This window comes from Amycolatopsis sp. NPDC003731 (assembly GCF_053586895.1).
The window spans coordinates 19861-45203 of sequence record NZ_JBSFNC010000071.1 but is presented as its reverse complement, the minus strand read 5'-3'; the positions used below and the strand labels follow the sequence as shown (position 1 = coordinate 45203).

The 25343-nt window shown below is 71.4% G+C and carries 25 protein-coding genes; 17 read left to right on the top strand and 8 right to left on the bottom strand.

Features of this window, described 5'->3' with window-relative positions; genetic code table 11:
* From ACWDN5_RS26710 to ACWDN5_RS26670, 9 genes are all read left to right on the top strand, one after another.
* Positions 1–237, top strand: a 237-nt coding sequence (locus ACWDN5_RS26710; protein WP_449678207.1) for an SDR family oxidoreductase, incomplete at its 5' end; no start/stop codon positions are given.
* Between the two features lie 16 nt (positions 238–253).
* On the top strand, positions 254–1399 hold the full coding sequence (dgoD, locus tag ACWDN5_RS26705) for a galactonate dehydratase (protein ID WP_449678206.1): 1146 nt from the start codon (positions 254–256) through the stop codon (positions 1397–1399).
* Positions 1400–1445: 46 nt separating this feature from the next.
* Positions 1446–2873, top strand: a complete 1428-nt coding sequence (gene purB / locus ACWDN5_RS26700; RefSeq protein ID WP_449678205.1) for an adenylosuccinate lyase — start codon at positions 1446–1448, stop codon at positions 2871–2873.
* Positions 2874–3024: 151 nt separating this feature from the next.
* On the top strand, positions 3025–3843 hold the full coding sequence (locus ACWDN5_RS26695) for an ABC transporter substrate-binding protein (RefSeq protein WP_449678204.1): 819 nt from the start codon (positions 3025–3027) through the stop codon (positions 3841–3843).
* Position 3844: 1 nt separating this feature from the next.
* Positions 3845–4609: a transporter substrate-binding domain-containing protein gene (locus ACWDN5_RS26690; RefSeq protein ID WP_449678203.1), complete on the top strand. Its 765-nt coding sequence runs from the start codon at positions 3845–3847 to the stop codon at positions 4607–4609.
* 7 nt (positions 4610–4616) lie between these two features.
* Positions 4617–5396, top strand: coding sequence for an ABC transporter substrate-binding protein (locus ACWDN5_RS26685; protein WP_449678202.1), 780 nt, complete (start codon positions 4617–4619; stop codon positions 5394–5396).
* Positions 5397–5456: 60 nt separating this feature from the next.
* Entirely contained in the window at positions 5457–6221 is a 765-nt protein-coding gene (locus ACWDN5_RS26680) for an amino acid ABC transporter permease (RefSeq protein ID WP_449678201.1), read from the top strand.
* Positions 6218–6958, top strand: coding sequence for an amino acid ABC transporter ATP-binding protein (locus ACWDN5_RS26675; RefSeq protein ID WP_449678200.1), 741 nt, complete (start codon positions 6218–6220; stop codon positions 6956–6958). Before ACWDN5_RS26680 ends, ACWDN5_RS26675 begins: the two co-directional genes overlap by 4 nt.
* 42 nt (positions 6959–7000) lie before the next feature.
* Positions 7001–7882, top strand: a complete 882-nt coding sequence (locus tag ACWDN5_RS26670; RefSeq protein WP_449678199.1) for an MOSC domain-containing protein — start codon at positions 7001–7003, stop codon at positions 7880–7882.
* On the opposite strand, the gene ACWDN5_RS26665 is transcribed toward ACWDN5_RS26670, so the two are convergent.
* Complete coding sequence (locus ACWDN5_RS26665) at positions 7765–8571, bottom strand: SAM hydrolase/SAM-dependent halogenase family protein (protein ID WP_310969486.1); 807 nt, start codon at positions 8569–8571, stop codon at positions 7765–7767. The two genes, ACWDN5_RS26670 and ACWDN5_RS26665, sit on opposite strands and share 118 nt — an antisense overlap.
* A gap of 47 nt (positions 8572–8618) precedes the next feature.
* Here ACWDN5_RS26665 and ACWDN5_RS26660 point away from each other — a divergent pair, with 47 nt between their 5' ends.
* The 3 genes from ACWDN5_RS26660 to ACWDN5_RS26650 all read left to right on the top strand — a co-directional run bounded on the left by ACWDN5_RS26660 (position 8619) and on the right by ACWDN5_RS26650 (position 10779).
* Positions 8619–9623 carry a phosphoribosylaminoimidazolesuccinocarboxamide synthase gene (locus ACWDN5_RS26660; RefSeq protein WP_449678198.1) on the top strand — a complete coding sequence of 335 codons (1005 nt, stop codon included), beginning with the start codon at positions 8619–8621 and terminating at the stop codon, positions 9621–9623.
* A complete protein-coding gene (locus tag ACWDN5_RS26655; RefSeq protein ID WP_449678197.1) occupies positions 9544–10008 on the top strand; it encodes an NADPH-dependent FMN reductase in 465 nt (154 codons plus the stop codon). Before ACWDN5_RS26660 ends, ACWDN5_RS26655 begins: the two co-directional genes overlap by 80 nt.
* Positions 10009–10074: 66 nt before the next feature.
* Complete coding sequence (locus ACWDN5_RS26650; RefSeq protein WP_310969482.1) at positions 10075–10779, top strand: DUF2334 domain-containing protein; 705 nt, start codon at positions 10075–10077, stop codon at positions 10777–10779.
* A gap of 5 nt (positions 10780–10784) precedes the next feature.
* On the opposite strand, the gene ACWDN5_RS26645 is transcribed toward ACWDN5_RS26650, so the two are convergent.
* The 3 genes from ACWDN5_RS26645 to ACWDN5_RS26635 all read right to left on the bottom strand — a co-directional run bounded on the left by ACWDN5_RS26645 (position 10785) and on the right by ACWDN5_RS26635 (position 12743).
* Positions 10785–10928 (bottom strand): hypothetical protein, encoded by a 144-nt coding sequence (locus ACWDN5_RS26645; protein WP_449678196.1) that lies wholly within the window; start codon positions 10926–10928, stop codon positions 10785–10787.
* Positions 10929–11130: 202 nt separating this feature from the next.
* A complete protein-coding gene (locus ACWDN5_RS26640; RefSeq protein WP_310969481.1) occupies positions 11131–11766 on the bottom strand; it encodes an MBL fold metallo-hydrolase in 636 nt (211 codons plus the stop codon).
* Between the two features lie 44 nt (positions 11767–11810).
* Entirely contained in the window at positions 11811–12743 is a 933-nt protein-coding gene (locus ACWDN5_RS26635; RefSeq protein ID WP_449678195.1) for a DUF5937 family protein, read from the bottom strand.
* Between the two features lie 61 nt (positions 12744–12804).
* Here ACWDN5_RS26635 and ACWDN5_RS26630 point away from each other — a divergent pair, with 61 nt between their 5' ends.
* Positions 12805–13950 carry an MFS transporter gene (locus tag ACWDN5_RS26630; RefSeq protein ID WP_449678194.1) on the top strand — a complete coding sequence of 382 codons (1146 nt, stop codon included), beginning with the start codon at positions 12805–12807 and terminating at the stop codon, positions 13948–13950.
* Between the two features lie 33 nt (positions 13951–13983).
* Positions 13984–15480: an aldehyde dehydrogenase family protein gene (locus ACWDN5_RS26625; protein WP_449678193.1), complete on the top strand. Its 1497-nt coding sequence runs from the start codon at positions 13984–13986 to the stop codon at positions 15478–15480.
* A gap of 104 nt (positions 15481–15584) precedes the next feature.
* Here ACWDN5_RS26625 and ACWDN5_RS26620 read toward each other — a convergent pair whose 3' ends face one another.
* Positions 15585–17159 (bottom strand): GMC family oxidoreductase, encoded by a 1575-nt coding sequence (locus ACWDN5_RS26620; RefSeq protein WP_449678192.1) that lies wholly within the window; start codon positions 17157–17159, stop codon positions 15585–15587.
* Between the two features lie 155 nt (positions 17160–17314).
* Here ACWDN5_RS26620 and purS point away from each other — a divergent pair, with 155 nt between their 5' ends.
* Positions 17315–17554, top strand: coding sequence for a phosphoribosylformylglycinamidine synthase subunit PurS (purS, locus tag ACWDN5_RS26615; protein WP_013230759.1), 240 nt, complete (start codon positions 17315–17317; stop codon positions 17552–17554).
* Positions 17551–18228, top strand: a complete 678-nt coding sequence (purQ, locus tag ACWDN5_RS26610) for a phosphoribosylformylglycinamidine synthase subunit PurQ (RefSeq protein WP_191315274.1) — start codon at positions 17551–17553, stop codon at positions 18226–18228. Before purS ends, purQ begins: the two co-directional genes overlap by 4 nt.
* 92 nt (positions 18229–18320) lie before the next feature.
* On the opposite strand, the gene ACWDN5_RS26605 is transcribed toward purQ, so the two are convergent.
* The 3 genes from ACWDN5_RS26605 to ACWDN5_RS26595 all read right to left on the bottom strand — a co-directional run bounded on the left by ACWDN5_RS26605 (position 18321) and on the right by ACWDN5_RS26595 (position 22648).
* Positions 18321–18749, bottom strand: a complete 429-nt coding sequence (locus ACWDN5_RS26605) for a pyridoxamine 5'-phosphate oxidase (protein WP_449678209.1) — start codon at positions 18747–18749, stop codon at positions 18321–18323.
* A 522-nt stretch (positions 18750–19271) separates the two neighbouring features.
* Positions 19272–21017 carry an ABC transporter ATP-binding protein gene (locus ACWDN5_RS26600; RefSeq protein ID WP_449678191.1) on the bottom strand — a complete coding sequence of 582 codons (1746 nt, stop codon included), beginning with the start codon at positions 21015–21017 and terminating at the stop codon, positions 19272–19274.
* A complete protein-coding gene (locus ACWDN5_RS26595) occupies positions 21014–22648 on the bottom strand; it encodes an ABC transporter ATP-binding protein (RefSeq protein ID WP_449678190.1) in 1635 nt (544 codons plus the stop codon). Before ACWDN5_RS26595 ends, ACWDN5_RS26600 begins: the two co-directional genes overlap by 4 nt.
* Positions 22649–23029: 381 nt before the next feature.
* Here ACWDN5_RS26595 and purL point away from each other — a divergent pair, with 381 nt between their 5' ends.
* On the top strand, positions 23030–25336 hold the full coding sequence (gene purL, locus ACWDN5_RS26590; RefSeq protein WP_449678189.1) for a phosphoribosylformylglycinamidine synthase subunit PurL: 2307 nt from the start codon (positions 23030–23032) through the stop codon (positions 25334–25336).
* The last annotated feature ends 7 nt before the right edge of the window (positions 25337–25343 follow it).

Genomic DNA, 25343 nt, shown 5'->3' with positions numbered 1-25343 from the left:
GCCCCCGAGGTGCGGGTCAACTCCGTGCTGCCGGGGCCGGTGCTCACCGAGGCCTGGGCCCGCATCCCGCCCGAAGACCGCGAACGCAGCGCGCGGGCGACCCCGGCCGGCCGCCTGGGCCGGCCGGAGGAGGTCGCGGACGTGATCGCGTTCCTGCTCTCGGCCGCCGCCTCGTTCGTCACCGGGGCCGAACTGACCGTCGACGGCGGCTGGTCGGCCGCCAAGGATTCCGCGTAGAAGCAGGGGTACCCGGGTGAAGATCACCGCCATCGAGACGTTCCTGGTCGCACCGCGCTGGCTGTTCCTCAAGGTCAGCACGGACGAAGGGGTCAGCGGCTGGGGCGAGCCCGTGGTCGAGGGCCGCGCGGAGACCGTGCGCGCGGCCGTGCACGAGCTGTCCGAGCTGCTCATCGGCCAGGACCCGCTGCGCATCGAGGACCACTGGCAGGTGTTGCGGCGCGGCGGTTTCTACCGCGGCGGCCCGGTGCTCTCCAGCGCGCTCGCCGGGTTCGACCACGCGCTGTGGGACATCGCCGGCAAGGTCCGCAACGCGCCGGTGCACGAGCTGCTCGGCGGACCGGTCCGCGACCGCGTCCGGGTCTACAGCTGGGTCGGCGGCGACCGCCCGGCCGGCATCCGCGAAGCAGTGGCCGCGCAGGTCGAGGCCGGGTTCACCGCGGTGAAGATGAACGTCGCCGGGCCGATGACGGCGATCGCGTCCCCGGCCGAGGCGGACGCGGCGGTGGCGCGGGCCTGGGAAGCGCGGGAGGCGCTCGGCCCGCACCGCGACCTCGCGATCGACTTCCACGGCCGGGTCTCGCCCGCGATGGCGCGCCGGCTGGTGCGGCTGCTGGAGGACGTCCAGCCGCTGTTCGTCGAGGAGCCGATCCTGCCGGAGACCCAAGGCGACGCGCTGCGCTCGATCGTCGAGGCGTCCACGGTGCCGATCGCGCTCGGCGAGCGGCTCTATTCGCGCTGGGAGTTCAAGCCGGTGCTCGACGCCGGGGTCGCGGTCGTCCAACCCGACCCGTCGCACGCAGGCGGCATCTCGGAGCTGCGGCGGATCGGGGCGCTGGCCGAGGTGTACGGCGCTTCGCTGGCGCCGCACTGCCCGCTCGGCCCGATTTCCCTGGCCGCGTCGCTGCAGGTCGCCTTCGCCACACCGAACTTCCTGATCCAGGAACAAAGCGTGGGCATGCACTACCACGAGGGCCGCGAGCACACGTACCTCGCGGATCCGTCGATCTTCGCGTTCCAGGACGGCTACGCGGCCCGGCCGCTCGGCCCCGGTCTCGGCATCGAGGTCGACGAAGAAGCCGTGCGCCGGGCGGACGAGACCGGCCACGCCTGGCGCTCACCGGTGTGGCGCCACGACGACGGCAGCTTCGCGGAATGGTGAAACCCCAGGCCGTCACCGCCCTGACCTGCGCAGGTATCGTGAGGGCGTGACGGACAAGCCCCGCATTCCGAACGTACTCGCCGCCCGCTACGCCTCCGCGGACCTAGTCGAGATCTGGTCCCCGGAGCAGAAGGTCGTCCTGGAGCGGCAGCTCTGGCTCGCCGTCCTCAAGGCCCAGCGGGACCTCGGCGTCGAGGTGCCGGACGGCGTCGTCGAGGCCTACGAGCGGGTGCTGGAGAACGTCGACCTCGAGTCGATCGCCGCCCGCGAGCGCGTCACCCGCCACGACGTCAAGGCGCGGATCGAGGAGTTCAGCGACCTCGCCGGCCAGGAGCACATCCACAAGGGCATGACCTCGCGCGACCTCACCGAGAACGTCGAGCAGCTCCAGCTGCTCCGCTCGCTGGAGCTCGTGCGCACCCGCGTCGCCGCCGTGCTGGCGCGGCTGGCCGCCCTCGCCGTCGAGCACGCCGACACCGTCATGGCCGGGCGCTCCCACAACGTCGCCGCGCAGGCCACCACCCTCGGCAAGCGGTTCGCCACCGCGGCCGACGAGCTGCTGGTCGCCTTCGAGCGCCTCGACAACCTCATCGAGCGGTACCCGCTGCGCGGCATCAAGGGCCCGGTCGGCACCGCGCAGGACATGCTCGACCTGCTCGGCGACGAGTCCACTTTGGACCAGCTCGAGGACCGCGTGATGCAGCACCTCGGGTTCAACCGGCGGTTCGTCAGCGTCGGCCAGGTGTACCCGCGCTCGCTCGACTTCGACGTGTTGTCCACTGTGGTCCAGCTCGCCGCGGCGCCCTCCAGCCTGGCCAAGACGATCCGGCTGATGGCCGGCCACGAGCTGGTCACCGAGGGCTTCAAGCCCGGCCAGGTCGGCTCGTCCGCCATGCCGCACAAGATGAACACCCGCTCCTGCGAGCGCGTGAACGGCCTCGCCGTCGTGCTGCGCGGCCACCTCTCGATGATCGGCGAGCTGGCCGGCGACCAGTGGAACGAGGGCGACGTCTCCGACTCGGTCGTCCGCCGGGTCGCGCTGCCGGACGCCTTCTTCGCGCTCGACGGCCTCCTGGAGACGTTCCTCACCGTGCTCGCCGAGTTCGGCGCCTTCCCGGCGGTGATCGAGCGTGAGCTCGATCGCTATCTGCCCTTCCTCACCACGACGAAGGTGCTCATGGCGTCGGTCCGCGCCGGCGTCGGGCGTGAGGCGGCCCACGAAGCGATCAAGGAGCACGCCGTCGCCGTCGCGCTCGAGATGCGCGAAGGCCGCGCCGAGAACGACCTCCTCGACCGGTTCGCCGCCGACGAGCGCATCCCGCTCGACCGCGGTGAGCTGGACAAACTCCTCGCCGACCGGATCTCGTTCACCGGCACGGCCGGGCGGCAGGTCACGCAGGTGGCCGAGCGCGTCGCCGAGGTCCTCGAGCGGTTCCCCGAGGCCGCGGGATACGTCCCGCAGCCGATCCTGTGAGCTGACGCACGAGTCCACGGACTGGAACGAATCCACACGAACGGGCGAAATCCCTAATCTCGATCGCACGAAACCGGAGCGTCAGGACGTTTACCCAGTGACCTGACGTGCTTTCCTCGCGCCCTGGGCGCGCCTACCTCTGGAAGAAGCGATGAGATCCACGCTGTCGAAAATCGCCGCGGCCGCCACCGCGGGCGCGCTGACGCTGACCTTGGCCGCCTGCGGTGGTTCCGACGCGGGGGCGGCCACCCTGCGCGTCGGGACGCTGAGCGACGCCCCGCCGTCGATCTACCTGGAGAACGGCCGGTTCACCGGCTACGACAACGAGCTGCTGCGCGACATCGCCAAGCGGGAGGGCTTCGAGGTCGAGTTCGTCGGCACCGAGTTCTCCAGCCTGCTCGCCGGCGTCGCGGGCGGCAAGTTCGACATCGGCAGCTCGACGATCTCCAGCACCGAGGCGCGCAAGAAGACGGTCGCCTTCTCCAACGGCTACAACACCGGCTTCACCACGATCGTCACGGCCAAGGGCGCGAACCTGAAGGACGTCGCCGCGCTGGGCGGCAAGCGGCTCGGCGTGGTCCAGGGCTCGGTGCAGGACGAGTTCGCGGGCAAGGTCGCCGGCGCCCAGGTCGTCCGCTTCCCGGACTACAACGCGGGCTTCGCGCAGCTGAAGAACGGCACGCTCGACGGCTGGGTCGTCCCGCAGGACATCGGGCAGAAGTACCTGGACCAGAACCCGAATGTCCCGCTGGAACTCGGGTACACGGTCGAGGACAAGGACACGCCGTCGGCGTTCGCCGTGGCGAAGAAGAACACCGATCTGCTGAACAAGCTGAACGACGGCCTCGCGAAGGCCGTCGCGGACGGCACGGTGGCCCGGATCTACGGGCAGTTCTACAAGAACACGCCGCTGTCGAAGGAACTTCAGCAGGGCGGCCCCGGCCTGCCCGTCAAGAACCTGGGGGCGTGACATGAAGAAGCTGATCGTCACCGTGCTGGCCGCCGCTCTCACGCTGACCGCATGCGGCGGTTCGGACAGCGCTTCCTCGACGCTGCGCGTGGGCACGCTGAGCGACGCGCCGCCGAACATCTACCTCAAGGACGGCACCTACACCGGCTTCGACAACGAGCTGCTCAAGGCCATCGCGGCCAAGCAGAACCTGAAGCTGGAGTTCGCCGCGACCGACTTCTCCGCGCTGCTCGGGCAGGTCGCTTCGGGCCGGTACGACATCGCCAGCTCGGCGATCGCGCAGACCGACGAGCGCAAGAAGACGGTCGACTTCTCCGCGGCGTACGACTTCGAGACGATGAGCATCCAGGCCAAGCAGGGCACGCCGGTCACCGACGAGAAGGGCCTGGCCGGCAAGCGCGTCGCCGTCATCCAGGCGACCGTCGGCGACCACTGGCTGACCAGCACCGTGCCGAGCGCCCAGGCCGTGCGCTTCCCGGACTACGCCGCCGCGCTGACCGCGTTGAAGAGCGGCGCGGTCGACGCGTACATCCTGGACCAGTCCATTGCCGAGAAGAACGTCACCGACAACCCGGACGCCAAGCTGGTCGTCGTGAAGAGCTTCGTCACGGACGTGCCGCACGGCTTCGCGGTGAAGAAGGGCAACGCCGAGCTGCTGCGCAAGATCGACGACGGGCTCAAGCAGGTGATCTCCGACGGCACCTGGCTTAAGCTGCACCAGCAGTTCCTGCCGACCGCTCCGGTGCCGGCCGGGTTCCAGGGTTAGGAGAAGCATGAGGAAGACACTGGTCACAGCGCTGACCGCGACCCTGCTGGCCGCCCTCACGGCCTGCGGCGGCTCGGACAGCGGCGGCGAGAAGACCCTGCGCGTCGGCACGCTGAGCGACTCGAAGCCGAACGCCTACCAGGAGAACGGCAACTACACCGGCTTCGACAACGAGCTGCTCAAGGCCATCGCGGCCAAGGAAGGCCTGAAGCTGGAGTTCGCCGCGACCGAGTTCTCGGCGCTGCTCGGCCAGGTCGCGAACGGCACCTTCGACATCGGCAGCTCGGCGATCTCCCAGACCGACGCCCGCAAGAAGACCGTCGACTTCTCGGCGCCGTACAACTACCAGGCCCTCGGCATCGAAGCCAAGGAAACCGCCGGCATCACCGACGAGAACTCGTTGGCGGGCAAGCGGGTCGGCGTCGTCCAGGGCACGGTGTCGGACACCTGGCTCGGCACGAACGCACCGACCGCGCAGGCCGTCCGGTTCCCGAACGACGCCGCGGCCCTCAACGCCCTCAAGACCGGCGCGATCGACGGCGCGGTGTTCGACCAGGCGACCGCCGAGGACTACGCGAAGAACAACCCGGACGCGAAGCTCAAGGTGACCAAGGCGATCACCACGACCATCCCGCACGGGTTCGCCTTCAAGAAGGGCAACACCGAGCTGATCGACAAGATCAACGACGGCCTGAAGAAGGTCATCGCGGACGGCACCTGGGTGAAGGTGCACGACCAGTTCGAGCCCACCGCGCCGGTGCCCGCCGAGTTCAAGCCGGGGCAGTAGTCCACTGTGAACAAGCCAGCAGCGCGAAGCGCTTCCGTTGAGGGTGGGGGTGGGTGACGGGTGGGAGACTTTGTCAACACGTTCCTCGACTGGCACTACATCTCGCAGGTCCTGCCGGACCTGCTGAAGACCGGGCTGCTGAACACGCTGATCCTGTCGGTGTCCTCGGCGCTGATCGGCACCGTGGTCGGCATGGTGCTGGCGGTGATGGGCCTGTCCACCAAGTGGTGGCTGCGCTGGCCCGCGCGGGTGTACACCGACATCTTCCGCGGGCTGCCGGCCATCCTGACCATCCTGCTGATCGGCCAGGGCCTCGGCACGCTCGCGCGGGACGTCGTCGGCACGAACCCGTACCCGATGGGCATCCTCGCGCTGTCGCTGATCGCCGCCGCCTACATCGGCGAGATCTTCCGGTCCGGCATCCAGAGCGTGGACAAGGGCCAGATGGAGGCCAGCCGGGCGCTCGGGATGAGCTACACCAAGTCGATGCTGCTGGTGATCATCCCGCAGGGCGTCCGGCGGGTGCTGCCGGCGCTGGTGAACCAGTTCATCGCGCTGGTCAAGGACTCCAGCCTGGTGTACGTGCTCGGCCTGCTGTCCGGCCAGCGCGAGCTGTTCCGGATCGGCCAGGACCTGGCGGCGAACACGGGCAACCTGTCGCCGCTGGTCGCCGCGGGCGTGTTCTTCCTGGTGATCACCGTGCCGCTGACGCACCTGGTCAACTACATCGACAAGAAGCTCCGGACCGGCCGCAAGGTGCGCGTCGACGAGCCGGACGACGGCGACGAGCTGGACCTGGTCGCCAGCGGAAAGGTCCCTTCGTGACGACGGCGGTGCGCTCGTCCAGTGTGGAACTGAAGGACATCCACGTCAGCTTCGGCACGCTCGAAGTCCTGCGCGGGGTCGACCTCCGCGTGGAGAGCGGCAAGACGACGTGCGTCATCGGCCCGTCCGGCTCCGGCAAGTCGACGCTCCTGCGCTGCGTGAACCGCTTGCAGGAGCCCGATTCCGGCGATCTGCTGCTCGACGGCGAGTCGGTGATCAAGGCCGACCCGGACGTGCTGCGCCAGCGCGTCGGCATGGTGTTCCAGCACTTCAACCTCTTCGGCCACCGGAGCGTGCTGGACAACATCGTGCTCCCGCTGCGCAGCGTGAAGAAGCTCAGCAAGGAGGAGGCGTCGGCGATCGCCCGCGCCCGCCTGGCGGACGTCGGTCTGGCGGACAAGGCACCGTACCGCCCGAGCGCGCTGTCCGGCGGCCAGCAGCAACGGGTGGCGATCGCCCGGGCCCTGGCGATGGACCCCGAGGTGATGCTCTTCGACGAGGCGACCAGCGCGCTGGACCCGGAGCTGGTCAAGGGCGTGCTGAACCTGATGGCGGGCCTGGCCTCGCGCGGGCTGACCCTGATCGTGGTGACGCACGAGATGGGCTTCGCTCGCAGCGTCGCCGACGAGGTGGCGTTCATGGACGCGGGCCGCATCGTCGAGCAGGGCCCACCGGCGGAGATCTTCGACGAGCCGCAGAGCCCCCGCTTGCAACGGTTCCTCTCGCAGGTCCTCTGAAAGGAGGCGCTTCGGCGGCGGCCGCCCGGGTAGCCTGCGAAGATGGCGAGAATCGCTCGGCTGACGTACTACCCGGTCAAGTCCTGCGCGGGCATCGACGTGCCGTCCGCCGAGGTGACCAGCACCGGGCTCGCGGGCGACCGGGTCTTCCAGGTCATTTCGCCGGAGGGTGACGTCCTCACCCAGCGGCCGCACCCGGTCATGGCGGTCGTCCGGCCGCGGGTGCTCGGCGACAGGCTCGCGCTGTCGGCACCCGGCCGCGAGGACGTCGTCGTGGACATCCGGCGCGACGGCCCGCGGCGCCCGGTGTCGATGCTCAGCTGGCACGGCGAGGGCGTCCGGCAGGATCCCCGGGCCGACGAGTGGTTCTCGGACCTGCTCGGCCGTCCGGCCGCGCTGATCGGCGTCACGCCGGATCACCACCGCGTCAGCGACGGGGTGTTCCCCGGCCTCGCCGCCTTCGGCGACGCGCACGCCCTGCTGCTCGCTTCCGAGTCCTCTTTGGACAACCTCAACGAGCGGATCGCCGCCGGACAGGGCGAACCGGTGCCGATGGACCGCTTCCGGCCCAACATCGTGCTCGCCGGCTGGGTCGAACCCCACCGCGAAGACGAGGCCCGCGAACTGACCGCCGGGACCGCGCGGATCGGGTACGCCGAGAGGTGCGTCCGGTGCGCGGTCCCGATGGTCGACCAGGAAACCGGCGCGAAGGCCGGTCCCGAGCCGATCCGCACCCTCGCGACCTACCGGCGTGACCCGCAGGGCGGTGTCGTCTTCGGCGCGAAAGCCGCGGTGCTGCGGCCGGGTCAGGTCGCGGTCGGCGATGAGGTGATCGTGCACTCCTGGGCCGGCCCGAGCCCGAGCACCGCCGCCGCCGAGCCGCCGTTGACGGCGACCGCGAGCCGGCCCGCCGAGTCCGTGTAGAGCACCGACGCGCCGGCGGGGACGTCGGCGAACGTCCGCCCCAGCACCGTGGTCACCGCCACGCGCTCGCTGTGCACGGAAACCGCGCCGGACAGGCCCGAAAGCTCCAGGTCCGCCGGGGTCGCGGCCAGCTGGACGTTGCCGAAGTGGTCGACCGTCAGCACCTCCGACACGAGCTTCCCCGGAAACGCCGCCACGAACGGCTCCGGCATCGCGACCAGGCCGTCCACCGGGTCGCCGAAGTCGGCCGGCGACACGCCCAGCGCGAGGTGCGCGGCCGCGGGCGCGAAGACGTCCCGGCCGTGGAAGGTCGCCGACGTCGCGGGCAGCCGCAGCGACGGCTCGGCGAGCTCGTACGCCACCCGGACCCCGCCCAAGGCCTGCGCGGCCGGCAGCAGGAGGCCGTTGTCCGGCCCGACCAGCAGCCCGTCCTCCGCGACGACGACCACGCCGAGCCGGTCCGTGCCGACACCCGGGTCCACCACCGCGACGTGCACCGACTCCGGCAGGTAGGGGACGGTCTGGGCCAGGGCCATCGCCCCGTGCCGGATGTCCTGGGGTGGCACTTCGTGGGTCACGTCGATCACCCGCACGGCGGGCGCCAGCCGCGCGATCACGCCGTGGCAGGCCGCCACGAAGCCGTCGCGCAGGCCGTAGTCGGTGGTCACCGAGATCCAGTCGTACGCCATGCCAGCATCATCCATGGTGGCAGAGGGTGCCCGTTAGGGTTCGGTGCGTGACACCCCTCCCCACACGCCGGAGGCTCGCCTCCGGCAAGGTCCGCGACCTGTACGAAGCGGGCGACGACCACCTGCTGATCGTCGCCTCCGACCGCATTTCCGCCTTCGAGCAAGTCTTCCCCACCTCGGTCCCCGGCAAGGGCCGCGTGCTCACCGCGATGAGCGTGTTCTGGTTCCGCGAGCTCGCCGACGTCCTCCCGAACCACCTCGTGACCTGCGACGGACCGCTGATCCCCGAGTCCGTCCGCGGCCGCGCGCTGCTGGTCGAGCGGCTCGAGATGCTGCCCGTGGAGGCGGTCGTCCGCGGCTACCTCACCGGCCGCGGGTACGCCGACTACCGCCGGTCCGGGGAGGTGTGCGGGCTGGCGCTGCCGTCCGGCCTGGCCGAGTCGGCGCGGCTGCCCGAGCCGATCTTCACGCCGTCCACCAAGGCGCGGCGCGGGGAGAAGGACGAGAACATCGACTTCGACACGTGCGTGTCGGTGCTCGGCCGTGCGCTCGCCGAGGAGGTCCGGGAGGCCTCCCTCGAGCTGTACCGCCGGGGTGCCGCGCGCGCGGCGGAGCAGGGCCTGCTGCTGGCCGACACGAAGTTCGAATTCGGCATCGGCTCGGACGGCGGTCTGGTGCTCGCGGACGAGCTGCTGACGCCGGATTCGGCGCGCTACTGGCTCGCCGACGGTCACCAGCCCGGCGTCCCGCAGCCGTCGTTCGACAAGCAGCACGTGCGTGACTGGCTGGTCGACCCGGCGTCCGGCTGGGACTGCGTGTCCCCGCTGCCGCCGTTGCCGCCCGAAGTGGTGACGGCCACGCGCGACCGGTACCTCGAGGCGTACCGGCGCATCACCGGGCTTTCGCTGGCAGACTGGCCTCGTGATCCTGCTGATCTGCGGCAGCCTGCGAGCCGGCTCGGGCAATGCGGCGGTGCTGGGGACCGTCGCGACCCTCACCGCGAGCAAGACGTACACCGGCCTCGCCGATCTGCCGCACTTCAACCCCGATGACGACCGCGATCCCCTGCACCCCGAGGTCACCTCGCTGCGCGCGGCGCTCAAGGAAGCCGACGCCGTCCTGATCTGCACGCCGGAGTACGCGGGCGGCCTGCCGGGCTCGTTCAAGAACCTCCTCGACTGGACGGTCGGCGGCGGCGAGATGTACGGCAAGCCGGTGGCGTGGATCAACGCGTCCTCGATCGCGGCGCCCACCGGCGGCCGGGACGCGCACGATTCGCTGCGCAAAGTCCTGACGTACGCGGGCGCGAAGATCGTCGAAGAAGCGTGCGCGCGGATCCCGGTCTCGCGGGCGGACGTCGCCGACGGCCAGGTCGCCGACCCCGATCTGCGCGGCCGGATCGCGGTGGCCGTGCAGCGCCTGCGTGAAGGCATTTGAGGCTTCCGGCAACGGTCGCCCGCCCGTTCTGCGCAGTTCACGGGAGTTTCAGACGCGTGCGCGCCAATGGTGGTCGTGGAAGCTCGCTTGCTGGTTTCGCTGTCGGGAATCACCCCGCGCACGCTGCACCGGTGCGCCGACCTCGCGGCCGAGCTCGACCGCCGCAAGGTGCCGCTCTCGCTGCTGTACGCCGCCCGCACCGGCGAAGGCCCGGTGACGGAGTGGGTGCGCACCCGCGCCCGCGGCGGTGATTCCGTGCTGCTGCACGGCTACGACCACACCGTCACGCCCACGCACCGCACGGTGTACCTGGGCAAGCGGGCGGAGTTCGCGACGCTGCCGGCGCACGAGGCCCGCCTGCGGCTGATCGCCGCGAAGGCCGCGCTGGACAACGCCGGGCTGGCGGTGGACGGCTTCGCACCGCCTCGCTGGATCGCGTCCCAGGGCACGCTGCAGGCCCTGGCCGAGCACGGTTTCCGGCTGTGCGCCGACCTCGGCGCGGTGCGCGACCTCGTCACCGGTGAGGTGCGCCGCGCGCGGGTCCAGGAATTCACGAGCCAGTCACACCGCACCGAGACGGTGCGCTGCTTCGCCCTGGTGCTGGCGGCGGCGCGTTCGGCCCGCCGGGGCGGGCTGGTCCGGCTGGGGGCAGAAGCATCGGACCTGACCCGCCCCGGCCTCCGCCAGGCGCTGCTCGACGCGGTCGACGTCGCTCTCGAGAACCGCGCCTTCGGGGCGACCTACGGTTCGCTGCGCGCGGTCGCGGCCTGACGCGGTCACCGGCGTTCGAGCAGCCAGCCGGTCAACAGGAGCAGCACCAGCGGGCTGAGCCGGACGCCGATGCTGGCCGCGCTGTGGGCCGGTTCCCAGGCCCGGCCGTGGATCCTGTGCGTGCCGCTCGACCACACGCCGGTCGGCACCAACCAGCTCGCCTGGCTCGACCGCCTGCTGCAGCCCCTGCTCGCGGTACGGCCCAGATCAGCCTGCAGCTGACGGTCCGGCCGGTGACGGCGGTCCACGAGGCCGAAGCCGCCGGCGGCCCGGCGTACGAACCGAGCGGGCGGCCGGCGGAACTGGGCTTCGGTGTGGACCGGTTCCTCGACGGTGTCAAGGCATGGGTGGCTAGAACTTCGCCGGCTCGGCCCGTTCCAGCACCTTGACCTCGGTGCCTTCGGGCGCGAGGTTGCCGAACAGGCCGTAGTGCATGGCCGGGTTGGCGAGCACGGCTTCGTGGATCGGCACGGCCACCCGCGGCGCGACGGCCCGCAGGTAGTCGACGGCTTCCCCGGCCTTCAGCCACGGAGCGCCGGTGGGCAGTCCCAGGACATCGATCTTCTGCTCCGGCACGAAGAACGAGTCGCCGGGGTGGAAGAAGGCGCCGTCGTCGAAGACGTACCCGATGTTCGGGATGACGGGGATGTCGGAGTGGATGACGGCGTGCTCCCCGCCGACGGCCTTGATCGACGTGTCCCCGACGGCGAAAGCGTCCCCGACGTTGGCGATGTCGAACTCCAGGCCGAGCTTCTCGACTTCGGGAGCGGACCCGGGGTCGACGATCAGCTTCGCGCCCGGGTTGGCTTCGAGGATCTTCGGCAGCCGGTCGACGTCGAGGTGGTCGAAGTGCTGGTGGGTCACCAGCACGGCGGACAGCTCCCGCTCACCCTCGAAGCCGGTGGAGAAGACGCCGGGATCGAGCAGGATCCGCTCGGAACCGGTCTCCAGCAACAGACAGGCGTGTCCGAAATGGACGATACGCATCGTTGGTTCTCCTTCACGGGTGGTCGTTTCCAGCCTAGTCCCGTTCAGAGCTTCCCGGTGAGCAACGCGTCACCCAGCTCCGTCCGCCGATACAGCACCCGGTGCCCGCGCCGCTCCGAAGCCAGCAACCCCGCTCCGCGCAACGCCGTCAAGTGCGCCGACACCGTCGCGGGCGCCAGGTCGTGGCGCCGGGCCAGTTCGGTCGTCGCCGCCGGGCGGTCGAGCGTCGTCAGCAACAACGCGCGGGTCCGGCCGAGCACCTCCGCCAGCGGTTCCGGTGGCGTGACGGAAGAACTCCACAGCGAAGCCACGCCCCGAGCCGGGTACAGCAGCGAAATCTGCCACGGCGGCACCGTCACCACGCCGACGTTCGGCCACGCGAACACCGCCGGGATCAGCAGCAGCCCGCGCGAGTCGATCGACAGCCGTTCCCGGGCGCGGACGTCGACCAGCACCGAGGTGCCGGACATGCGGACGCGCGGGTGGAGCTCCGCCAGCATCGCCGCGACGCCGCCCGAGCCCAGCCGGCGCGTCCGGTGCGTGATGTCCGCCGCGAGCAGCTCGCGCAGGCGTGGCCACTGCGGCGCCAGCACCGCCTGCCAGACCGTCGCCAGCTGGCCGGCGAGCAGGTCGCGCGCGGCCGCCGGGTCGGCCGGCAGCCCGGACAGATCCGCGTCGACCATGCCCAGCTCCAGCGCCACCTGCTCGGGCGGCGTCGCGCGGACCACCTCGACCTGGGCTTCGGCGGTCGTCTCGGGGCCGTCGGGCGGCGGGCTCAGGAACTCGGTGATGTAGTGCCGCGCGCTCAGCACCGCCATCAGTTCGGGCACGTCGGGGACGTCGGACAGCCACGGCAGGGGCGCGGGGTGCCGCCGGATGCCGAGCAGCGTCTGGACCGCGCCCAGCACCTCCTCCAAGGGCGAGATCGCGAAGCGGACGCGCTGGCTCCCGGCCGCGGTCAGGGCCAGTTCGATCACGGCTGATTCGCTCTCACCCGAATCAGTATGCCGCGGGAGCGCGCCACGAGAGCGTGACGCCATGTCGTTGTTCACCCATCGCGCGTACTGGCGCTGGTCGGCGGGCGTCCAGTTCGCCCGGCTCCCGGCGTTCATGGCGCCGCTTGCGTTCACCGTGCTGACCACCGCCACGACCGGGTCGTACCGGCTGGGCGGCGTCCTGATGGCGGTCTACGTCGCCGCGGAAATGGTCTGCGCGGTCCCGGTCGGGCGGCTGCTCGACCGCGTCGGCCCGGGGCGCGGGCTGCCGGTGTTGCTGCTCCTGACCGCGGCGGGGTTCGTCGTCCTGACCGTGGCCGCCGCGAACGGCGCTCCGGGTACCGTGTTGCTGGTCTTCGTCGTGCTGCCCGGCATCACGGGCGGAGCGTTGTCGGGCGGGTTCCGGACACTGCTCGCGGAGACGGTCGACGACGGGCTGCTTCCCCGGGCGATCTCCGTCGACGGGATGATCCTCGAAGGTGTGCTCGTCGGCGGCCCGGTGCTGGTCACGCTGCTCGACCTGGCCGGCCCGCTCGTGCCGTTGGCCGCGATGGCCGCCTCTTGCGTGGCCGCTGCCCTGCTCGTCCCGCGTCGCGCCGGCTCCCACGATCGGGTGGAATCCGTGGAGGACCTCCCGTCCGCGCCGCCGGTCGCCTACCTGCCGTGGCTTTGCTGTGCCTTCACCGTCGGGCTGCTGACATCGACGATCGAGGTCGCGCCCCTGCCGCTGGTCCAACGCGTCGGCGCACCCGACGCGGCTGCGCCGCTGGTGATCGCTGTGCTGACCGGGGCGAGCCTCGTCGGTGGCGCGGTCTACGCGTGGCGGGGCAAGACCGGCGACCCGCGGCTGTTCCTCGGCGGGTTCGTCGCCGGCGGGATGGTGCTCGCCGCGGATCTCGGCTGGGCGGGCTTGCTCGCGTCCCTGGCGGTGATCGGCGCCTGCGGTGGGCCGCTGGTCGCCACGACCTCGGTCAACCTCCAGCGCCTGCTGCCGAGAAACCGCAGGTCCGCCGGGTTCTCCTTGAGCTTCACCGTGCAGTCGTGCGGCTTCGGGCTCGGTTCGCTGGCCGTCGGCGTGCTGCCGCTGTGGCTGCCGCCGTTGTTCGGTGTCTTTGCCGCGGCGGTCGCCGGTGCAATGCTGGTGGCGAAGCCCGCACGAGCTATTGGCACGATGTCAGTAAGGTCGTAACCTGGGCTGACCCTCGACCCACGGGAGACGCCGATGACTGCCGTCCAGCCGAAGCCGACGACGGTCGGCGAGACCTTCGACTCGCTCAGCCCGGCGACCGACGAGGTGGTCGGAACCTACCCGATCCACACCGCGGAGGACGTCAAGGCGGCCGTCGAGCGGGCGCGCGTCGCGGCGGAGTGGTGGGCGGGCCTCGGTTTCGCCGGGCGCGCCGAGCGGCTGAAGGCCTGGAAGGGCGTGCTGACGCGCCGGCTGCCGCAGCTGTGCCAGGTGGTCCGCGACGAGACCGGCAAGCCGATCGCCGACGCGCAGCTGGAGAGCGTCCTGGCCATCGAGCACATCGCGTGGGCGGGCAAGCACGCGAAGAAGGTGCTCGGCAAGCAGAAGCGGTCCGCGGGGCTGCTGATGTCCAACCAGGCGGCGACGGTCGAGTACCAGCCGCTGGGTGTGGTCGGCGTGATCGGCCCGTGGAACTATCCGGTGTTCACCCCGCTCGGCTCGGTCGCGTACGCGCTGGCGGCGGGCAACGCGGTGGTGTTCAAGCCGAGCGAGTACACGCCGGGCGTCGGCAAGTGGCTGGTCGACGCGTTCGCCGAGATCGTCCCGGAGCAGCCGGTCCTGCAGCTCATCACGGGCTTCGGCGAGACGGGCGCGGCCCTGGTCGGCGCGGGCGTCGACAAGATCGCGTTCACCGGCTCGACGGCCACGGGCAAGCGCATCATGGCGGCGGCGGCCGAGACCTTGACGCCGGTGGTCATCGAGGCGGGCGGCAAGGACCCGGTCCTGGTCGACGCGGACGCGGACCTGGACGCGGCGGCGGACGCCACGGTGTGGGGCGCGTTCTCGAACTCGGGCCAGACGTGCATCGGCGTGGAGCGCGTGTACGTCCACGAGAAGGTCCACGACGAGTTCGTGGCCAAGGTGGTCGAGAAGTCGAAGGACGTGCGGGCGGGCTCGGACGAGGCAGCCCAGTACGGCCCGGTGACGATGCCCTCCCAGCTGGGCGTGATCAAGAGGCACATCCAGGACGCCCTGGCCCGCGGAGGCAAGGCGGTGCTCGGAGGCGAGGAAGCGGTGGGCGACCGCTACGCCCAGCCGACGGTCCTGGTCGACGTCCCGGAGGACTCCGAGGCGGTGACGGAGGAGACGTTCGGCCCGACGGTGACGATCGCCAAGGTCCGCGACATGGACGAAGCGGTCGAGCGCGCGAACAGCACGAAGTACGGCTTGGGTTCGACGGTGTTCTCGAAGTCCCGGGGTGTGGAGCTGGCGGAGAAGCTGCGCACGGGCATGACGGCGATCAACGCGCCGTTGTCGTTCGCCGGGATCGCGTCGTTGCCGTTCGGTGGCGTGGGCGATTCGGGCTTCGGCCGCATCCACGGACCGGAGGGGCTGCGCGAGTTCGCCCGCACGAAGGCGATCGCCCGCCAGCGGTTCACGGCCCCGTTGACGCTGACGTCGTTCACCCGCAAGGAATCGACGGACGCGCTGGTCGCCAAGCTGGTGACCATCCTCCACGGCAAGCGCTGACCCGCCCGGGGTTGTGGACCGACCGGGTCCACAACCCCGGAGCAGCACCAAAACTGTCGGTGCCCCCCGGTAAACTGGATACCGGGGGCCGAGGGCCGCGCCCGCTAGATCGACCGTCCCCGGATCAGGTCGGCGGCCTTCTCCGCCACCATGATCGTCGGCGCATTGGTGTTCCCCCGCGGCACCACCGGCATCACGGACGCGTCCACCACCCGCAACCCCTCCACCCCCTGCACCCGCAACTCCGGGTCAACCACCGACCCGATCGAGCAAGTCCCGACCGGGTGATAAAGCGTCTGCGTGTTCTCCCGGATGTGCTCGGCCAGCTCGGAATCGCTCAAATCGTGCCGCACCGGCAGGAACGGCTTGTCCAAGAACCGCCGCAACGGCCCGACCTGCCCGATCTCGATCAACGACCGCAATCCCGCGATCATCGTCTCCATATCGCGCGAATCGGCGTAATAAGCCGGATCGATTTCCGGCTTCCACAGCGGATTCGCGGACTTCAACCGCAGCCGCCCCCGGCTGGCGACGTCCACCAAGGTCGCCGCCGAGGTGAACCCCGACACCGTCGGCTCGCGCATCCCGTTGTCGTAGAACAACGTCGGCGCCACGTGGATCTGCATGTCCGGTGCCGGCAGGCCGTCCGTGGTCGGGTAGAACGCGCCCGCTTCACCGATGTTCGACGTCAACGGGCCGCGCCGCGTCAGCTGGTACCGGGCCAGGCCGAAAACCGTGGCCGCCTCGACCAGATCGGAGGTGTCCCGAGTGGACCAGATGATTCCGCACGCCGGGTGGTCGTGCAGGTTCTCGCCGACGCCCGGCAGCGCGGCGACGACGTCGATGCCGTGCTCGCGCAGGTGCTCGGCCGGACCCACCCCCGACACCATGAGTAGTTGCGGCGAATTGATCGCACCACCCGAAAGAATGACCTCAGTCGAAGCGCGCGCTGTCTGCTCGACGCCGTTGTCCAGATAGGACACACCGACCGCGCGGGTGCCCTCGAAGACTACGCGGGTGGCCGGCGCGCACGTCTTCACCGTCAGGTTCGGCCGCGAAAGCGCCGGGCGCAGGTAGGCGTCCGCCGTGGACCAGCGGCGGCCCTTCTTGCACGTCACCTGGTAGACGCCGGCGCCCTCCTGGCTCTCGCCGTTGAAGTCGTCGGTGCGCTTGAGTCCCCATGCGACGGCCGAGTCGACCCAGGCGTTCGACAGCTCGTGGGTGAACCGGCGGTCTTCGACGTGCAGCGGGCCGTCCGTCCCGTGCAGTGGCCCGCCGAGCCGCTGGTTGCCCTCGGCGCGCTTGAAGTACGGCAGGACGTCGTCCCAGCCCCACCCCGAAGCGCCGTGGGAATCGCGCCAGCCGTCGTAGTCGGCGCGGTTGCCGCGGATGTAGATCATCGCGTTGATCGACGAGCAGCCGCCGAGCATCTTGCCGCGCGGCCAATACGCCGACTTGCCCGTGTGCTTCTGTTCGACGGTCTCGTAGTTCCAGTCCCACTTGGTCTTGAACAGCGACGGGAACGCGGCCGGGATGTGGATTTCGTCCGCGGTGTCCTCCGCGCCCGCTTCGAGCAGCAGGACCTGGGCGGACGGGTCCTCGGTCAGGCGGTTGGCGAGGACGCACCCCGCGCTGCCGGCACCGACGATGACGTAGTCGTAGGACTCCTGGACGGCCACGGTGCCTCCTGTTGGCGAGATGTCAACGACTCATCATGGCGCAGCCCGGCGCCGTGGGCCAGTCTAGGTTTCCCGACCGGCCACGCAGGGTGGGCCAGCGGGTGAACTATGCTGACGAGGTACCCACGACCTGCAGAAATAAGGAGCAGCCTGCCGTGGCCCGAGTCGTCGTCGACGTCATGCCGAAGCCCGAAATCCTCGACCCGCAGGGACAGGCCGCGCTCGGCGCCGCCGGTCGCCTGGGGTTCACCGGGATCACCGAGATCCGCCAGGGCAAGCACTTCGAGATCGAGGTCGACGACACGGTCGACGACGCGACGCTGGAGAAGATCGCCGAAGGCTTCCTCGCGAACCCGGTCATCGAGCAGTGGACGATCACCCGGGTGGACGCGTGAGCGCGCGCATCGGCGTCATCACGTTCCCGGGCACGCTGGACGACGGCGACGCGGCCCGCGCGGTCCGCTACGCCGGCGGCGAGGCGGTGCCGCTGTGGCACGCCGACGAAGACCTGCGTGACGTCGACGCCGTCGTCGTCCCGGGCGGCTTCTCCTACGGCGACTACCTGCGCGCGGGCGTGATCGCCCGGTTCGCGCCGGTCATGACGCCGGTGATCGAGGCGGCGCGCGCGGGCATGCCGGTGCTCGGCATCTGCAACGGGTTCCAGATCCTCTGCGAGGCCGGCCTGCTGCCCGGCGCGATGATCCGCAACCAGGGCCTGCACTTCATCTGCCGCGACCAGTGGCTGCGGGTGGAGAACACGTCCACGGCGTGGACCACGCGCTACGACGAAGGCGCCGAGATCCTCATCCCGATGAAGAACATCGACGGCTGCTACGTGGCCGAGCAGTCCACTTTGGACGAGCTGGAGGGCGAGGGCCGCGTGGTGTTCCGGTACGTCGGCGGGAACCCGAACGGGTCGCGCAACGACATCGCCGGGATCCGCAGCGAGAACGGCCGGGTCGTCGGGCTGATGCCGCACCCGGAGCACGCGATCGACGCGCTGACGGGGCCTTCGGACGACGGGCTCGGGATGTTCTTCAGCGCGGTGGACGCGCTGGTGAAGGCCTGAGGGCGGCCCTCGGCCCCCGGTAACCATGCTACCGGGGGACACCGACAGTTCCGGGGCTGCGGACGTGAGTTGTCCACAGCCCCGGACCTCGTTCAGCTCTTGCTCTGGTCGTTCGAGAGCCACTTCTCCGGGCGCACCCGGACGAGGATCGACCGCTCTCCGAGCGCCGAATCGACGTAGGCCGTGGCCTGGTCTTCGGGCCAGTACCGCTTCGCGATCCGGAGGGCCTGCTCGCGGGTCGGCGGCTCGTCGTTGGCCACCACCGGTCCCTCGGCCGTGACGTACCGGTACGGCGGGTTCTCGTCCTGGGCCACCAGGCTCAGCCGGCCTGCCGCGCGGATCGAGCGGTCCTTGACGGTGTCGCGTTCCATCCAGATCAGCAGCTCACCGCCGGGTTCGTAGTCGTACCAGACCGGCACGGCCAGCGGCGCCCGGCCGGCGCGCTCCACCGCCAGCACGCCCACGTGCACCCCGCTCAGGAACTCTTCCCGCTCCACGGCGCTCATCACGAACGACGACATGTCACTCCCCAGGTAGCTGGTCATCCACGAGGAGCAACACGTCGCTCGCTCCGGACATTCCGGACCAAATGGCGGCCGCGGCCAGGCTGTGGGACCGGTGGTCGGGCCCGAAGTCGGCCCGCCGGGCTCGCCGCCGCGGTTCGGCCGCCGCGCTGCCGCGCCGCCGAGCCGCTGCCGCGCCGCTGCCGAGCCGCGCCGCCGCGCCGCCGCGCCGCCGAGCCGCTGCCGAGCCGCTGCCGAGCCGCTGCCGCGCCGCCGCCGAGCCGCCGAGCCGCTGCCGAGCCGCCGAGCCGCCGCCGAGCCGCTGCCGAGCCGCTGCCGAGCCGCCGAGCCGCTGCCGAGCCCGCGCCGGCCGGGTGCGCCCGGCTTTGGCGGCCCCGGGCTCAGTCGGCCGTGTTCTTCGCAGACCGAACCGAGCCCGGAGCGGACCCCGTCGCGCCACCGAGTGGCGCCGTCGGTGCGCGCCCCGCTTTGACCGCCCGGCCCGGCCGGGCGGCGACGAGCCGACCGAACCGGGCCGGGCTAACTCGCCGCCGCCACCAGGCGGGCGTACGAGCCGCCCGCTGAGAGCAGCTCCTCGTGCGGGCCCAGCTCCGTGATCCGGCCGCCTTCGACCACCGCGACGCGGTCGGCCGCCGCGGCCGTGTGCAGGCGGTGGGCGATCGCGATCACCGTCCGGCCCGCCAGCACGCTGTTCAGCGACCTCTCCAGGTCGCGGGCCGAGCCCGTGTCCAGCAGCGACGTCGCCTCGTCGAGCACCAGCGTGTGCGGGTCCGCCAGCACCACCCGGGCCAGCGCCAGCTGCTGCGCGATCGCCGCCGGCACCGGGTGCTCGCCCGGGCCCAGCTTCGTGTCCAGCCCGGACGGCAGCGTCGCGACCCAGTCCGATGCGCCCGCCGACGCCAGCGCCGCCGTCAGCTCCTCGTCCGTCCAGTCGCCACCCGCGCGGCGGGCCGGCAGGGCCAGGTTCTGCCGCAGCGTCCCGGAGAACACGTGGTGCTCCTGGGTCAGCAGCAGCACCTCGCCGCGCAGCACGTCGTCGGCCAGCGCCGAGACGTCCTGGCCGCCGATGCGCACCGAGCCCGCCGACGGCGCCGCGATGCCGGCCAGCAGCCGGCCGAGCGTCGACTTGCCCGCGCCCGACGGCCCGACGATCGCCAGCCGCTCACCGCGCGGGACCCGCAGGTCGATGCCGTGCAGCACCTCGCGGTCGGCGGTGTAGCTGAACCGCACGTCGTGGACGTCGATGTCGCGCCCGCGCGGCACCTCGGTGATCTTTTCCGTGTCCTCGACCGCGACCGTCCGGACGCCGAGGATCCGGCGCGCCGCGGCCGCCGCGACCTGCAGGTCCTCCAGCCAGAACAGGGCCTCGTTCAGCGGCGCCGCCATGCCCTGCACGTACAGCAGCATCGTGGTGATCTCGCCGAGCCCGGCCCAGCCCTGCGCGTACGCGAGCAGGCCGAGCAGCAGCATGACCGCCAGCGGCAGCACGTAGCTGATCTCCAGCGACGGCAGCCACCGCAGCTGCAGCGCCCGCATCCGGCGTTCGCCGTAGATGCTCTGGTCCAGCGCGTCGTGCGCGGCGCCGATCCGGCGCTCGGTCAGCCCGAGCGCCTCGGTCGTGCGCGCGCCCTCGGCGGTCTCGTGGACGCTGGTGGTCAGGTCGGCCCACCGGTCGAGCATCCACTGCATGACCGACGGGATCCGCCGCTGGTACCAGACGTTCACCGGCACCAGCAGCGGCAGCGCGACCAGCAGGCCCAGCGACAGCAGCGGCGACGTCACGACCATCGCGACGATGGTGAACACCACGGTCACCGCCGCGACCAGGATCTCCGGCGCCGCGAACCGCGCCGCGTGGTCGATCCGGCCGAGGTCGGTGGTGGCCCGGCTGAGCAGGTCACCCGTGCCGGCCGCCTCGACGGTGCCGAGCGGCAGCTGCAACGCCGTCCCGACGAACTCCTCGCGCGTCTCGGCCAGCACCAGCTCGCCGAACACCGCGCCGCGCATGCGGGCGATCTTCCGCGCCACCGCCTGCAGCAGCAGGATGCCGATGAACGCCACCGCCAGCACGTCGACGTGCCCGGTCGTGGTGCCGGCCGCGACGTCGTCGACCAGCGAGCCGAGCAGCTGCGGCCCGGCCAGGCCGATCAGCGTGGCCACGGCGAGCGAGCCCAGCAGCAGGCCGAATTCGCGTTTGTGGAGCATCGCCGTGTGCACGGTCCAGCGGCGGACGTCCCGCCGGGCCGCCGTGGGAAGCCGCTTCACACCGTCACCCCCTTCGCGGTGAAGACTTCGTCGGCCACATGTGTCCACAGAGGACTTTGACTGAACACCACCGTCGTCCGGCCGCGCCGCAGCTCGGCGACGCGCTCGGTGATGCGCGCCTCCGTGTGCGCGTCCACCGCCGATGTCGGCTCGTCGAGCACCAGGACGTCGGCGTCGGTGGCCAGCGCGCGGGCCAGGTTCAGCCGCTGCCGCTGGCCGCCGGACACCTCGCGGCCGCGCTCGCCGATCACATCGTCGACGCCGTCGGGCAGCGCCTCGACGATGTCCTCGGCATCGGCCGCGTACAGCGCTTCGGTGACACTGACACCGCCCGATCGCGCCGGCGCCAGCTGCTCGCGCAGCACGCCCGAGAACCAGATGTCCTGGTTGTGCGCGTAGACGATCCGGCGGCGCAGCTCCGCAAGCGCGACGTGGTCCGCCCGGACCCCGCCGACCAGCACCTCTTCGCCCTCGGCCGGATCGGCGAACCGGGCCAGCCTGTCGGCCACCGCTTCGCCGCCGGCCCCGAAGTCGACGACCGTCAGGCGACCGGGCGCGACCCGCACCCCGGACTCGGTGTCCACCAGCTCCAGCGGGCCGCCGGGCAGCGGCACCGGTGTCTCCGGATCGGCCAGCTTCGGGCGGATCGCCAGCAGCGCCACCACCTTCCGCGACGCGACCAGGCCCGAGGTGATCGAGCCGACGGCCTCCGTCGCGGCGTTGACCGGCCAGATCAGGAAGGCCGAGACGCCGTAGAACGCGACCAGCTGCCCGACGTCGATCGAGCCGGCCACGGCCAGCCGCGCGCCGAGCCAGGTGATCACCACGGTGACCAGGCCGGGCAGCGCGATCTCGGCCGCGGCCAGCCACGCCTCGGCCTTGCCGACCTCGACACCGGCCCGCCGCACCCGCTGGCTCGTCTCGCGGAAGCGGGCGAAGAACCGCCGCTCGCCGCCGATGCCGCGCAGGATCCGCAGGCCGGAGACGATGTCCGCGCCGAGCGCGTTGACGTCCCCGCGCTGCTCGCGCTGCTTCGCCTTGCGCTTCTGTAGCGGGGCGAGCAACGGCCCGATGCCGAGCACGGCAACGGGCACCCCGACCAGCGCGACCACGCCGAGCAGCGGCGACGTCGAGATCAGCCACACCGCGACCACGACGAAGGCCAGCAGCGAGCCGAAGGCGCGGCCGGTCATCTCGACGGTGTTGCCGATGTGGTTGATGTCCGTCGTGGAGACGGCGACGAGGTTGCCGGTGGTGGTCTGCTCGCGCAGCCCGGCCCCGACGCGCGTGGTGTGCGCGGAGACGAGCCGCTGGGTCGAGCCGGCGCCGTGCAGCCACAGGCCGTAGTTGAGGAAGTGCATCCAGGTCCCGAAGATCGTCTGCACCACCCCGAGCGCGGCGGCGGCCAGCGCCCACCGCGCGACGGCGGCGCCATCGTGCGCGCCGATGGCGCCGATGCCTTGGCCGACGACCAGCGGCAGCAGCGCACCGGGAAGCGCCCAGACGACCCCGATCGCGGCGGCGCCCACCACCGTCCCGAGCCGAGCCCGGAAGACGGCGAGCAGGAACCGGCTCGCGGTCGGCCGCACGGGCAGCCGCAGCGGCGGAAGGGGGTACGTGGCGGAAAGCACGATTTCCGACGGTAAGCCGAGGCCCGGGCAAAGGCGACCGATTTTCGGGCCACCGGGCCTGCTGCCGAGCCCCGCCGAGGGCCTTGCCGCCTGGGTCTCCGGGCGCTGCTGACAGCCCCGGCCGCTTGGGGGACCCCCGGTTTCAACGTTACTCGCGGACACCGACAATTCCGGCCGCGCGACCGAGCCGCGCCCCGAGTTGTCCCCAAGGAAGGCGCCCGCTCCACCCGGCGTCGAGGCGCCCCACCCGACCCCGCCCCGCCCGCCGCCGAGTCACCCCGGCCGGCTCCCGATGTCGCCCCGGTCACACCCGCCGCAGAGGGGCCGGGTTCGGCGGCCCACCGTCCGGGGTGGCCGGGAGCGACCCGTATCCTGACGGCCGTGGCGAACCCTGACACGGACACCGTGACCAGCACCGTTGACACCACCGAGCGCGCCGGGGCGACTCCGGAGCACACCCAGCCCTACCGCGAACTGGGCCTCGCCGACGACGAGTACGCCCGCATCCGGGAGATCCTCGGCCGCCGGCCCACCGATGCGGAGCTGGCGATGTACTCGGTCATGTGGAGCGAGCACTGCTCCTACAAGTCCTCCAAGAAGCACCTCCGCTACTTCGGGGAGACCGCCACCGACGAGATGAAGGCCAAGATGCTGGCCGGCATCGGCGAAAACGCCGGCGTCGTCGACATCGGCGAAGGCTGGGCCGTCACCTTCAAGGTGGAGAGCCACAACCACCCGTCCTATGTGGAGCCGTACCAGGGCGCCGCGACCGGTGTCGGCGGCATCGTGCGGGACATCATGGCCATGGGCGCGCGGCCCCTCGCGGTCGCCGACGCGCTGCGCTTCGGCCCGGCCGACGCCCCGGACACCAAGCGCGTGCTGCCCGGCGTGGTCGCCGGCGTCGGCGGCTACGGCAACTGCCTCGGCCTGCCGAACATCGGCGGCGAGCTGGTCTTCGACCCGTCCTACTCGGGCAACCCGCTGGTGAACGCCCTCTGCGTCGGCGCGATGCGCGTCGAGGACCTGCACCTCGCCTTCGCGTCCGGCACCGGCAACAAGATCATCCTGTTCGGCGCGCGCACCGGCCTCGACGGCATCGGCGGCGTTTCCGTCCTGGCGAGTGACACCTTTTCGGGTGACGAGTCGGCGTCGGGCCGCAAGAAGCTGCCGAGCGTCCAGGTCGGCGACCCGTTCACCGAGAAGGTGCTCATCGAGTGCTGCCTCGAGCTGTTCGCCCAGAAGCTCGTCGTCGGCATCCAGGACCTCGGCGGCGCCGGGCTGTCCTGCGCGACGTCGGAACTCGCCGCGGCCGGCGACGGCGGCATGCACATCTACCTCGACCGCGTTCCGTTGCGCGCCAAGGGGATGACGCCCGCCGAGGTGCTCTCCAGCGAGTCGCAGGAGCGCATGTGCGCGGTCGTCTCGCCGGAGAACGTCGAGGCGTTCATGGCGGTCTGCCGCAAGTGGGACGTCATCGCCACCGACATCGGCGAGGTCACCGACGGCGAGCACCTGGTCATCACCTGGCACGACGAGGTCGTCGTCGACGTCCCGGCGCACACGGTCGCCCACCATGGCCCGGTGTACGACCGGCCGATCGAGCGACCGTCCACTCAGGACGCCCTGATCGCGGACACCTCCGCCAAGCTGCCGCGTCCGTCCACTCCGGACGAACTGCGCGCGGACGTGCTCAAGCTCATCTCCGCGCCGAACCAGGCGTCGAAGGAATGGGTGACGTCGCAGTACGACCGGTACGTGCGCGGCAACAGCGTCCTGGCCCAACCGTCGGACTCCGGCATGATCCGGATCGACGAGTCCACCGGCCGCGGTGTCTCGGTGGCGACGGACTGCAACAGCAAGTTCGTCTACCTCGACCCGTACCGCGGCGCGCAGCTGGCGCTGGCGGAGGCCTACCGCAACGTCGCCACGGGCGGCGCGACGCCGGTCGCGGTGTCGGACTGCCTGAACTTCGGCGCCCCCACCGACCCGGGCGTGATGTGGCAGTTCGAGCAGGCCGTGCACGGCCTCGCGGACGGCTGCGTCGAGCTCGGCATCCCGGTCACCGGCGGCAACGTCAGCTTCTTCAACCAGACCGGGTCGACGGCGATCCTGCCGACGCCGGTGATCGGCGTCCTCGGCGTGATCGACGACGTCACCCGCCGCATCCCGACCGGCATCGGTGCGGAGGCGGGCGAAACCCTGCTGCTGCTGGGCGAAACGCACGACGAGCTGGACGGCTCGGCGTGGGCCCGCGAGCTGCACGGCCACCTCGGCGGTGTCCCGCCGAAGGTCGACCTGGCCCGCGAGAAGCTGCTGGGCGAGATCCTGGTCGCGGGCTCCCGCGACGGCATGATCTCCGCGGCGCACGACCTTTCGGACGGCGGCCTGATCCAGACCCTGGTCGAGACCGTCCTCATCGGACAGTGCGGCGCCCGGGTGTTCCTCGACGACGGCCAGGACCCGTTCGTGCAGCTGTTCTCCGAGTCGGCGGGCCGCGTGCTCGTGGCCGTCCCGCGCACGGAGGAGCTCCGCTTCACCGAGATGTGCACCGCGCGCGGCCTCCCGTGGCGCAAGACCGGCGTGGTCGACCCGGAGTCGGGCACGCTGGAGCTGCAGGGCATCACGGAGTTCACGCTCGACGAGCTGCGGGAGGCCTGGGAGCGCACGCTCCCGGCCCTGTTCGACTGACGCCGGG

Excerpts from the sequence above, each read along its gene's own strand:
- ACWDN5_RS26640 (WP_310969481.1), bottom strand. The coding sequence starts at position 11,766 with ATGCGTATCGTCCATTTCGGACACGCCTGTCTGTTGCTGGAGACCGGT.
- ACWDN5_RS26685 (WP_449678202.1), top strand. The coding sequence starts at position 4,617 with ATGAGGAAGACACTGGTCACAGCGCTGACCGCGACCCTGCTGGCCGCC.
- ACWDN5_RS26625 (WP_449678193.1), top strand. The coding sequence starts at position 13,984 with ATGACTGCCGTCCAGCCGAAGCCGACGACGGTCGGCGAGACCTTCGAC.
- ACWDN5_RS26665 (WP_310969486.1), bottom strand. The coding sequence starts at position 8,571 with ATGGCGTACGACTGGATCTCGGTGACCACCGACTACGGCCTGCGCGAC.
- ACWDN5_RS26605 (WP_449678209.1), bottom strand. The coding sequence starts at position 18,749 with ATGTCGTCGTTCGTGATGAGCGCCGTGGAGCGGGAAGAGTTCCTGAGC.
- ACWDN5_RS26670 (WP_449678199.1), top strand. The coding sequence starts at position 7,001 with ATGGCGAGAATCGCTCGGCTGACGTACTACCCGGTCAAGTCCTGCGCG.
- ACWDN5_RS26650 (WP_310969482.1), top strand. The coding sequence starts at position 10,075 with ATGGTGGTCGTGGAAGCTCGCTTGCTGGTTTCGCTGTCGGGAATCACC.
- ACWDN5_RS26630 (WP_449678194.1), top strand. The coding sequence starts at position 12,805 with ATGTCGTTGTTCACCCATCGCGCGTACTGGCGCTGGTCGGCGGGCGTC.
- ACWDN5_RS26690 (WP_449678203.1), top strand. The coding sequence starts at position 3,845 with ATGAAGAAGCTGATCGTCACCGTGCTGGCCGCCGCTCTCACGCTGACC.
- ACWDN5_RS26695 (WP_449678204.1), top strand. The coding sequence starts at position 3,025 with ATGAGATCCACGCTGTCGAAAATCGCCGCGGCCGCCACCGCGGGCGCG.